This window comes from Rhodoferax sp., assembly GCF_018063565.1.
In the GTDB taxonomy this organism is placed as follows: Bacteria; Pseudomonadota; Gammaproteobacteria; order Burkholderiales; family Burkholderiaceae_C; genus Rhodoferax.
This window is the reverse complement of record NZ_JAGPBB010000105.1, coordinates 1-10,199: the sequence shown is the minus strand read 5'-3', so window position 1 is coordinate 10,199 and position 10,199 is coordinate 1. Positions and strand designations below refer to the sequence as shown.

Here is a 10,199-nt window from a genome sequence, read left to right as displayed (position 1 = left end):
TCCATGTTGATCACCATCTCGGGATGATCAACCCACTCGCCAATTCACCTCAAATTACGGCTTCAGGCTCATTCCTGCGTGGAAATACAGTGCCCTGTTCAGGCTCATACCTCATTGGACAAGGCTACCGCTTGCAAGTCGATTTCGGGATCACTAGACTGGTGCGCGCTGCAAGGCCATCTTGATCAGCGTGGCTGAGTCGGTGCCTTGGAGCAGAAAGGCACTGACATGGTCAAAAATTTGGTCACCGTGCTGGCACCAGGCGGTGAAAAACTCAATATCGAACTTGATCCCACCGGGGTATGGACCTTGCGCCAACACTCCACACCGAAATGGCGCGACTATGTGACATTTCCAAACGGCAAGTGGCACCAGATCAACGGCCTGTTCGGGACTGAACTGGTGCTCGATGACGCCATGGCTGAACGCTGTTTTTCGCTGCTGGGTTGGGCACCAACGGATGGACCGCAAATCGGCAAGGCGCAGCTGGTCAAGAAGGCCGCTTATGGCGAGTGGATTCTGTCGCAGAAACACACTCTGCCTGAAAACCTCTGGATCGGCCTGGGTTACAAAGGTGGTGGCCAGTATTTCCTGGCTGGCGCCGAGACCGCATTTTTGTTGCTGTTCAAGCTCGACAACTACGCCGAAGGCGTACCGGTGTGGGTGACCACCGCCCGGCTCGGCCCCGGGCTTGGGTATTCGGGCGGACCGGTTCTTGGCATTTTCTCGGGGTTCAGCACGGTTCAGGAGATGAATGGTTTTCAGCTGGAGATCTACGGCGACGGCAACCTGGCGCTGGGGCTCAACGTGAACAAGATGTTCAAGTCGGCGAACATGGCCCAGCTGGCCCAATATGCCAAACATGTACAGGAGTTTGGCAGTCTGAACCCATCCCAGTGGGAGCAACTGACCTGGGCGCTCAAGCTTGGGGTAGCGCAGGCTTCCGGTAGCCTGGTCGAAGATACTGGGCCAAGTGCCAATCTGTACGACATTCCCATCGGCGGTTTCGGGCTCGAAGTGAGTGTGTTCGCCAGCTTCAGCACCTTGCGCGTGGCACCGCCGCCCGGATGGCAAGCGCGACCCGACTCAAAGGCCGTTTACAGCGCCTGAAATTTTTGACCGCTTCAAGGGGGCCGCTTTACCCACGCCTCTGGCTCAGACCACGAGAGGAGGCTCCTGCATGGCCTCGATCTGATCTTGCAGCATTTGCACCTGACCGTGCCAGTAATCGCTGGAGCCAAACCAGGGAAAGTTGATGGCAAAGATCGGGTCGTCCCAACGGCGTGCCAACCAGGCGCTGTAGTGCAACAAGCGTAGTGTGCGCAGCGGCTCAATCAGCGCCAGTTCACGCCGGTCAAAGGTACGAAACTGCTCATAACCATCCACCAGGGCGCCTAACTGCCGTGTTTGTTGCTGCCGGTCGCCGCTGAGCAGCATCCACAGATCCTGCACCGAGGGTCCCATGCGGGCGTCGTCCATGTCAACAAAGTGTGGCCCGGGCAGACTGCCTGCCGGTGCATCCAGCGGTGTCCAGAGGATATTGCCGGGATGACAGTCTCCGTGCAAGCGCAGGCATTGAATACCCTTCATTTCATGCGCATTTTGCTCACAGGCGCTTTTTGGCATTGCGCTTTCCGCTATCAGTTCAAGTGCAGCCTGCGAGGCCCGCTGCCACGCCGACTGAACATCGAGCGGCAGCATGTGGTGCGCCAGCAGCCACGCTCTGGAGCAGTTGCCAAAGCTCTCCAGATCCAGTGCCGGTCGGGCCACAAAAGGCGTTGCCGATCCCACCGTGTGCAGTCGTGCCAGGAATCGACCAATCCACTCAAGTACATCCGGGTCGTCCAGTTCGGGGCTACGCCCACCTCGGCGCGGACTGACGCTGAAAGCAAAGCCGCCAAAATGGTGCAGCGTGCTGCCCCTGAGCGCCAGCGGGGCCACCACGGGAACTTCTGCCAACGTGAGTTCGCGTGAAAAGGCGTGCTCCTCAAGGATCTGCGCCTCGCTCCAGCGATCGGGACGATAGAACTTGGCCACCACCGCGCTGCCATCGTCCAGATAGAGTTGGTAAACCCGGTTTTCGTAGGAATTGAGCGGCATCTGCCGCCCGTCGCCAAACAAGCCGACGCTGGCCAGCGCGTCCATCACCACATCCGGGGTGAGCGCCTGGTAGGGGTGCCCCGCCGTGCCGGGGTCGTCAGGCATTGCTGTTGCCCCGTACCTCTTCCATGGTGGTGTGACCGGCCAGAACCTTGCCGATGCCGTCCTGGCGCAAGGTGCGGAACCAGCCGCCCTGGAACGCCTCCACCTGAATCTGCTCAGAGCGCGCACCGGTCTGAATCAGCCGGCGCACCCCGGGCGTCACGCGCAACAGCTCGTGCAAGCCCACCCGCCCCGACAGGCCACTGCCCGAACACGCCGAGCAGCCAGGCGCACTGTAATGACTCAAGGTGCCTTTGGCACCGTATTGCGCCATCCAATGGGCCAGCACATGCTCAGGGCTGGGGCGAACTTCGTCGGGGAAAGAGTGTAAAAAGTAGCCCATCAACTCGTTGACATACGATTCGCTGGCGGGTTCGACCACCTTGCAGTTGTTGCACAGGCGGCGCGCCAGTCGCTGCGCCAGCACCGCCAGCAGTGAATCTGCAAAGTTGAACGGATCCAAGCCCATGTCGACGAGTCGCGTCACCGTCTCGGCAGCACTGTTGGTGTGCAGGGTTGACAACACCATGTGTCCGGTGAGCGAGGCTTCCACCGCAATCTGCGCCGTCTCGGTGTCTCGTATTTCCCCGACCATGATGATGTCGGGGTCGGCACGCAGAAAAGAGCGCAGCGCCTTGGCAAAGGTCCAGTCGATTTTTGGGTTCACCTGCACCTGCCGCAACTCGGGCTGGGTGATTTCAACGGGATCTTCAGCGGTCCAGATCTTGCGGTCGGGTGTATTGAGATAACCCAGCACCGAGTGCAGTGTGGTGGTTTTTCCCGAACCGGTTGGTCCCACACACAACACCATGCCATAAGGTCGACTGACTGCCTCCTGCAAATGGCTGAAGTTATCTTTTGACAAACCGAGTTTTTCCATCGGAATCGGTTTGCTCGACGCCAGCAACCGCATCACCACATCTTCCAGACCATTGGAGGTTGGAATGGTGGCAATACGTAGCTCCAGCTTGGTTTTCGGCGAGAACTTGGCAAAATCAATCTTGCCATCCTGCGGTTTGCGCCGCTCGGATATATCCAGATCAGCCATGATTTTCAGACGCGCCACCAGCGCCTGACGATAGGTGTGAGGCAGTTCCAGATAGGGTGCCATGGCGCCATCCTTGCGGAAGCGGATACGCACTTTGGCTTTACGCGGTTGCGCCTCAATGTGAATGTCCGACACGCCACGCGTGTGCGCCTCACTGATCATGGTGTTGATCAGCCGTACGAGGGTGTTGTCAGACTGTTCGATCGCCTTTTCGGGCGCGGCGTCCACGTCATCCACGTGGCTTTGCTCCATCGACTCCAGCAATTCGCTGGAACTGGCCTGGTTATCTGGCTGGCTGGAAAAACCAGGCAGATCCTCGTTGAGCAAACCACCATGCAGTCCGTGTTTTTCGTAGGCCAGAGGTATGGTTTGCTGGATCTGCATCTCATCACCCAGCGTGGTGATGACACGGCCCTGCACCATGAACTCCAGTTCTTCGATGGTTTTGGTTTTGGTCGGATCAACTGCGGCGACCACCATCAAGCCGTTACGCGACATCAATGGCATGACGTTGAGCCGCTGTGCGGTGGCCATCGAGATTTTCTTCAGCGCTTCCGCCTCGATGGGAAACTGAGCCACATCGACCACCGGATAGCCCATCTTGCGCGCCAGCGCGGTATTGAGCTCGCGTCGTGTCAGGTAGCCCATGTTGACCAGCATCTCGCCCAAAGGCACTGAACGCTCGGTCTTTTGCCGCTCCAGTGCCATACGCAACTGGTTTTCATCGATGTAGCCCAGCCGGATCAGGGCCTCGCCCACCCGGATCATGGGCATCTTGGACTGCTGGTCCAACGCCACCATCAACTGGTCGGGTTGTACCACCGCGATATCGACCAGATAGTCACCAAGCTTGCGGTTGCGCCGTGATTCCTGTTCGTTGGCCGCCTGCTCGACCTGCTGCTCGGTCACCGAGTTCTGCTCCATCAACACCTGACCGATGTGCTCTCCCATGTTGACACTTTGGTACGACTCCCGCGGCATGAACACCCGCTGCAACGTGCCCCGATCGTCCAGCGGCGTGAACACGAACAGGCCATATCCCACCTCGACGTAACCCACGGTGAATCCGGTGAGGTTCTGCCCGTTCTCCAGCTGCAGGTGGTATTCAATGTTCGCGCGGTAACCCAGAATATCGGCGAACTGCTCGGTACTGACAATCTCCTGGGGATGGATCGGCTTCTTCAGGGTTACGCGTCTAAACTGCGAAAATGCCAGAGGGATCGGTGTTTTGGACTGCTCGATCTGGATCGATATGGTCTTTTCGTCCGGCGACACCGCCACCAAGGCACATCGCCGTATGGCCCCGTTAAGTCCTTCAATCTCGCAGTCCAGCGGGCTGCTCAGTGCCTCACCCTCTTCGTAAATGGCGTAAGGTGGCCCCGGCCAGCGAAAACCCTGCCACCTGGGCTTATCCGAAATGGACTCATCCGTGGGCAACGGATAGAGCGACAGCTCGGGTTCCTGCGATTTGTTGAGTTGAACAGTGAGCGACATCGACACACCCTGGAGACTTTTTTACCCCCATATCATGCCTGAAACCATAGCACACTGGCGCAACTGGCCGGCCCTTGGGTCAAGTCTCTAATCCACCCGTGGTTTTTACGGTAACCTGCCGCGCAGGCACACCCCCAAGAAAACCTGATCGTGCCTGGAGAGAACCATGTTTGACTACCTCATCATCGGCGGCGGCTCAGCCGGCTGTGTGCTGGCTTCGCGCCTGTCAGAAGACCCCCATGTCACGGTTGCCCTGCTCGAAGCCGGTCCGGTCGACAGCAATGTACTGATCCATTGCCCGGCCGGCCTGGCGGGCCTCGCCAAGTTCAGCCTGCTGGGCTGGGGCCTGAACACCGTACCCCAACCCGGGCTCAATGGCCGCGCCGGTTACCAGCCACGTGGCAAGGTGCTGGGTGGGTCGAGTTCACTCAACGCGATGGTCTACATCCGGGGCCAGCAAGAAGACTACAACCACTGGGCGGCGCAAGGCAACCCGGGTTGGTCTTGGGACGATGTGCTGCCCTATTTCAAGCGCAGCGAACACAACGAGCGCGGCGCCGACGCCTTTCACGGCAGTGGCGGCCCACTCAACGTGATGGACCTGCGCAGCCCGAACCGCTTTGGCGAGCTGTTTGTACGGGCGGCCGAGCAGGCCGGCCATCGGCGCAACACGGACTTCAATGGCGCACAGCAAGAAGGCGTGGGCGTGTATCAGGTCACGCACAAGAATGGCGAACGCTTCAGCGCCGCCAAAGCCTACCTGACACCCAACCTGTCGCGACCCAACCTGAAGGTGTTTACCGGCGCCCACACCACGCGCATCCTGCTGGAGAAGAAGCGCGCGGTCGGCGTTGAGTTTGTACACGAGGGGCTGCTCAAACAACTCAAGTGCCAGCGCGAGGTGCTACTGTGCGCTGGCGCCATCCAGTCGCCACAAATCCTGATGCTCTCGGGCATCGGTGCGCATCAGCATCTGCTGGACAATGGCATTGCCACCCAACACAACTTGCCCGGCGTGGGCCAGCATTTGCATGACCACCCCGACATCGTGCAGGTGGTGGACGTGCCCGGTGGCACCGATCTGTTTGGCCTGTCGCTCACCGGAGGTCTGCGCACGCTCAAGGGCATTTTTGACTGGCGCAATCACCGCACAGGCATGTTGACCACCAACTTTGCCGAGTCGGGTGGTTTTATCAAAAGCCAATCTGACGAGGCCACACCCGATCTGCAATTGCATTTTGTGATTGGCAAGTTAATCAACCACGGCCGCACGCTCACGCTGGGCCATGGCTACTCATGCCATGTGTGCATCCTGCGCCCCTTGAGCCGCGGCAGCGTCGAACTTGCCAGCAAAGACCCGATGGCCTTGCCAAGGGTGGACCCCAACTTCCTGGGTCACCGCGACGATATGGACCGCATGGTGCGCGGATTCAAGCTGATGCGCAGCATCCTCAAACAACCCGCGCTGGCGCAGTTTGGCGGTCGCGAACTGAACGCCACCGCACAGGCGCAGACCGACGCGCAGATTGAACAGGTGATTCGCGAACGCGCAGACACCATCTACCACCCGGTGGGCAGTTGCCGCATGGGACCGACCGACATGGACGTTGTCGATCCGCAATTGCGTGTGCATGGTCTGCAAGGGCTGCGGGTGGTGGATGCGTCGATCATGCCACGCGTGGTCAGTGGCAACACCAACGCGCCGGTGATCATGATTGCAGAAAAGGCGTCGGACATGATCCGGGCCGATGCCGCTCGGTAAAAACGCCTTATTTGGCCGACAACTGGCGTATCGCGCCAGCCCAATCCTCCACATGGTGGGCGGTGATGGCTTTGCCATCCTTGATGCTGTGAATGTCGATGGTCATGATCTTGAAGCTCTTGCCCGTGGGCGCCACGCCAAAGAACAGGCCCACCGGCGTGCCGCTGGCTTCGCTGCGCACGATGATGCGGTTGCCATCCACCATCACGTCTTTGATGTCCCATTTCAGGTCGGGGATGAGCTTGCCAAAACCACCCACCTGTGCCACAAAGCCGTCACGGCCTTTGAAGTCGGTTTCGCTGGAATACGACTTCCAGTCGGGTGCCAGCACTTGCTCAGACAAGGACTTGAGGTCTTTGCCTGCCGGCTGGTTGAGCATGCTGTAAAACGGCTCGACCAGTTTGCGGGCCTCTGTAGTGGACAGCGTGGTTTGCCCGAGCACCGGGCCGGTCAGCACAGCCATGATGCCAACGTTGAGCAAACCGCGCCTGATTGTCTGTTGTTGTTGCATGTTGAAACTCCTAAAATAAATATAAAAATGATCTCCAGCCCTTGTTGGTAAAGCGCTAGCCACTATTGAATTTGTAGATGACAAAGCAACCATGAAACGCCTGGGTGTTTGCCAATACAGTCCGGCAGCACCGTGGCCAGGTGGTCAGCCTTTGAGCTGGCGCATGCCGGTGGCCCAGTCTTCCAGGTGGTGCACCCGCACGATCTGGCCCCCATCGATCTCGTGGATATCGGTGCTGTCGATGCGAAACGACTTGCTGCCGTCGAGCTCCAGCCCCATGAAACTGCCTTTGGGCGAACCACTGGCCACAGCGCGCACCACCACTTTGCGCCCGTCGGCGCTGACCACAATGTCTTGCGGTGCCCAGACCAGATCAGGAATCAACTTCCAGAAGATCCCCACCTGCTTGATCAGTGTGGCCTTGTCTTTGGTTTCCTGGCTGTTGATCGACTGAAAGGTGTTTGCCAGCACGCGCTCCAGCACTTCGGCCGGGTTGGCCTGGGTGTTGACTGTCAGTGCCTGCTGGTAAAACGGCAACACGATGGATTCGACGAGAGGTTCGGTCATTAAAAATCTCCTGGGAACGGGGTTGAATAGTTGTGCGGCAAGCCCTTGCTGCTGGACCACCGCAACAGACATCAGTGTGCCGGCGGCGATCAAACTCAGTAAGGTAAATCACCGCCTTAAAATGGTAAAAAACAGACAACTCTCTCATGGCCACCACACCCCAAATCGTCTCGCTAGGCTTCAATCCGCCACAGGACAAACGTCAGGAAATCGAGCTCATGTCAATAGCCGATCTGCAAACCCGTGCGCCACCCGAGCACTTTCGGCAGTTGCAGCGGGCTGACTTTTTTCGGTTGATGGGGGTCATGCAGGGCCGCGCCAGCATGATGGTGGATTTCAGCACCTTACCCCTTACACCCGGGGGCTGGCTGCTAATCCGGCCGGGGCAGGTGGTGCGCTACGATTTTTCCATCCCCTGGGATGGCTGGCAGGTGGTATTCAAACCCGAGGCGCTGCTGCCCCAGGCACGCAGTTCCAACACCGAACAGGTCGAGCTATTGCGACGCCTGGAGGACCTGCCCTGCCTGAGCCAGCTTGATGCGCCGCGGCACGTGCGCATGAACCAGGCGCTGGCCTCCATGCAGGCCGACAGCCAGTTGCCCTGCGACATTGAACTTCGCAACACGCTGCTGCGCTTGCAATTGACGGCCGCCTTGTTGAGACTGTCAGTGTGGCAGCCCGAAGTCCCAGTTCGCCAGGAGGTCAACTCCTCTGCAATGAGCCATTTCAAGCATTTTCGTCAGCTGCTGGAGGTCGAGTTTGCCGCCCATCATCAGGTGCAGTTTTATGCGAAGCGGCTTGGCATGAGCGAAAAAAACCTGGCGCGAGCCAGTCAGGCCGGCGTCGGCCTGAGCCCCAAAGCCTGCATTGCCCAGCGCCTGGTGCTCGAAGCCAAGCGATTGCTGGCGCACACCAGTTGGCCAGTGCAGACCATTGCCGACCAATTGGGTTTTGACGAGGCCACCAACTTTGTCAAGTTTTTTCGGCGCGAGCAGGCCGTCACGCCCTCAGAATTTCGCGCGCAGCAACGGTGAACACAACAGCATTTCATGGGCAATGATCACACCCGGAACCGCTTGCGCGTCAGCGCCAGCGCGATCCAGAAGCCACCGATTGCAAACCCGCCCAGCACCGCCAGCGGGCGCAGCCACTGTGTGGGCCACTGATCCATGAAGAGCGGACGCACCAGATCGACCGCGTTGGTCAGCGGCAGCCACTGCGCAATGCTACGCACCAGCGGCGGCAGTTGCTCGAGCGGGAAAAAGATGCCACTCAAAAACATCATCGGTGTCAAAAACAGCGTGAAGTAATAGGTAAAGAAGTCATAGCCCTTGGCCAGCGCGTTAAAAATCAACGCGACGCAACTAAAGGTAATGCCCACCCCCAGCAGCACCGGCCAGGCGACCAGCAGTTTGGGGGAATAGCTGATGCCCAGCGCCAGCATCACAGCCAGAATGGCCGTCACGGTGAACAGGCTCTTGAACGCCGCCCACAACATTTCGGCCAGCACGATGTTGTCAAGATTGACTGGCGCGTTCATGATGCCGTCCCAGGTTTTTTGCACGTGCATGCGGCTGAAAGCCGAGTACAGCGCCTCAAAGCTGGCCGCGTTCATGGCACTCATGCAAATGCTGCCGCTGGCCAGAAACAGGATGTAAGGCACCTCGACCCCATTCACCTTGACTTTCCCCACCAGCGCGCCCATGCCATAGCCAAAGGCCACCAGCCACATCAGCGGCTCGGCAATATTGCCCACCAGGCTGGGAATGGCCAGCTTGCGCCAGACCAAAAGGTTGCGCAGAAACACCGGCCACCAGCGGCTTGAGAGCTCGGGGGCGCGCCAGATTGACAAGGTTTTTTGGCCTCCAGCGCTTATGAAATCTTTACCAGATGCTTCTGTTTTCATAGTACTTAGGCATCATCGCGGATTTGACGACCGGTGAGCTTGAGGAATAAATCCTCCAGATTGGCCGGGCGATGCAACGTGCGCAGGCTGTGCTGAGACTCCAGCGCAGCCAACAGCGGCTTGGCATCCTGGGTGTAGAAAAACACCGTCTCGCCGCTCACCTCGACACGCGCGGCCAGCGCCTTCAGCGGTGAATCCACCAGCACCAGCGCCCCATTGCCATACACCTCGACCACGTCGGGCTCGAGGTGCTGGCGGATCAGGTCGCGCGGCGCACCTTCGGCAATCTTTTTGCCGTGATCCACCACCAGCAGGCGGTGGCACAGGCGCTCGGCCTCGTCCATGAAGTGGGTGGTCAGCAAAATCGACTTGCCCTGCTGCAACAGCAATTGCAGGCGCTCCCACATCAGGTGGCGCGCCTGCGGGTCCAGCCCGGTGGTGGGCTCATCGAGCAGCAGCAGGCGCGGGTTGTTGACCAGCGCGCGCGCCAGGCTCAGGCGGCGTTTCATGCCACCGGACAGTTCACCCGGTTTGGCGCTGGCCTTGCTGCTCAGCGAAGCAAACTCCAGCAGTTGGGGCACCCGCGCCTTGATCTCCCGGTCTTTCAGGCCAAAGTAGCGCCCATACACCAGCAGGTTCTCGGCGCAACTGAAGTCCGGGTCGAGGGTGTCCATTTGACTCACCACGCCCAACTGCGCCTTGATCGCCA

9 protein-coding genes are annotated in these 10,199 nt (G+C 59.2%); 3 read left to right on the top strand and 6 right to left on the bottom strand.

Translation table 11 applies throughout. The features are described from left to right. Window positions 1-228 precede the first annotated feature (228 nt). Window positions 229-1,110, top strand: coding sequence for a hypothetical protein (locus KBF66_RS17040; RefSeq protein WP_296660117.1), 882 nt, complete (start codon window positions 229-231; stop codon window positions 1,108-1,110). Window positions 1,111-1,155: 45 nt separating this feature from the next. Here KBF66_RS17040 and KBF66_RS17035 read toward each other — a convergent pair whose 3' ends face one another. Both KBF66_RS17035 and KBF66_RS17030 read right to left on the bottom strand, forming a co-directional pair. Continuing rightward, the gene (locus KBF66_RS17035) at window positions 1,156-2,205 is read right to left on the bottom strand and encodes a serine/threonine protein kinase (RefSeq protein WP_296660113.1); all 1,050 of its coding nucleotides are present in this window, start codon (window positions 2,203-2,205) and stop codon (window positions 1,156-1,158) included. After that, on the bottom strand, window positions 2,198-4,744 hold the full coding sequence (locus tag KBF66_RS17030; protein ID WP_296660110.1) for an ATPase, T2SS/T4P/T4SS family: 2,547 nt from the start codon (window positions 4,742-4,744) through the stop codon (window positions 2,198-2,200). The genes KBF66_RS17035 and KBF66_RS17030 overlap by 8 nt, the downstream gene beginning before the upstream one ends. Before the next feature lie 166 nt (window positions 4,745-4,910). Between KBF66_RS17030 and KBF66_RS17025 the strand changes: the two genes are divergently transcribed. Continuing rightward, on the top strand, window positions 4,911-6,506 hold the full coding sequence (locus KBF66_RS17025; protein ID WP_296660108.1) for a choline dehydrogenase: 1,596 nt from the start codon (window positions 4,911-4,913) through the stop codon (window positions 6,504-6,506). A gap of 7 nt (window positions 6,507-6,513) precedes the next feature. Here KBF66_RS17025 and KBF66_RS17020 read toward each other — a convergent pair whose 3' ends face one another. Next, a complete protein-coding gene (locus KBF66_RS17020) occupies window positions 6,514-7,017 on the bottom strand; it encodes an ester cyclase (RefSeq protein ID WP_296660104.1) in 504 nt (167 codons plus the stop codon). Between the two features lie 144 nt (window positions 7,018-7,161). After that, window positions 7,162-7,584, bottom strand: a complete 423-nt coding sequence (locus tag KBF66_RS17015) for an ester cyclase (protein WP_296660101.1) — start codon at window positions 7,582-7,584, stop codon at window positions 7,162-7,164. Window positions 7,585-7,730: 146 nt separating this feature from the next. Between KBF66_RS17015 and KBF66_RS17010 the strand changes: the two genes are divergently transcribed. Continuing rightward, window positions 7,731-8,618, top strand: coding sequence for an AraC family transcriptional regulator (locus tag KBF66_RS17010; RefSeq protein WP_296660098.1), 888 nt, complete (start codon window positions 7,731-7,733; stop codon window positions 8,616-8,618). 26 nt (window positions 8,619-8,644) lie between these two features. Here KBF66_RS17010 and KBF66_RS17005 read toward each other — a convergent pair whose 3' ends face one another. Both KBF66_RS17005 and KBF66_RS17000 read right to left on the bottom strand, forming a co-directional pair. Beyond that, a complete protein-coding gene (locus KBF66_RS17005; RefSeq protein WP_296660095.1) occupies window positions 8,645-9,436 on the bottom strand; it encodes an ABC transporter permease in 792 nt (263 codons plus the stop codon). 59 nt (window positions 9,437-9,495) lie between these two features. Then, window positions 9,496-10,199, bottom strand: a 704-nt coding sequence (locus KBF66_RS17000) for an ATP-binding cassette domain-containing protein (RefSeq protein ID WP_296660091.1), incomplete at its 5' end; no start/stop codon positions are given.

Excerpts from the sequence above, each read along its gene's own strand:
- KBF66_RS17010 (WP_296660098.1), top strand. The coding sequence starts at position 7,731 with ATGGCCACCACACCCCAAATCGTCTCGCTAGGCTTCAATCCGCCACAG.
- KBF66_RS17015 (WP_296660101.1), bottom strand. The coding sequence starts at position 7,584 with ATGACCGAACCTCTCGTCGAATCCATCGTGTTGCCGTTTTACCAGCAG.
- KBF66_RS17030 (WP_296660110.1), bottom strand. The coding sequence starts at position 4,744 with ATGTCGCTCACTGTTCAACTCAACAAATCGCAGGAACCCGAGCTGTCG.
- KBF66_RS17025 (WP_296660108.1), top strand. The coding sequence starts at position 4,911 with ATGTTTGACTACCTCATCATCGGCGGCGGCTCAGCCGGCTGTGTGCTG.
- KBF66_RS17020 (WP_296660104.1), bottom strand. The coding sequence starts at position 7,017 with ATGCAACAACAACAGACAATCAGGCGCGGTTTGCTCAACGTTGGCATC.
- KBF66_RS17035 (WP_296660113.1), bottom strand. The coding sequence starts at position 2,205 with ATGCCTGACGACCCCGGCACGGCGGGGCACCCCTACCAGGCGCTCACC.
- KBF66_RS17040 (WP_296660117.1), top strand. The coding sequence starts at position 229 with ATGGTCAAAAATTTGGTCACCGTGCTGGCACCAGGCGGTGAAAAACTC.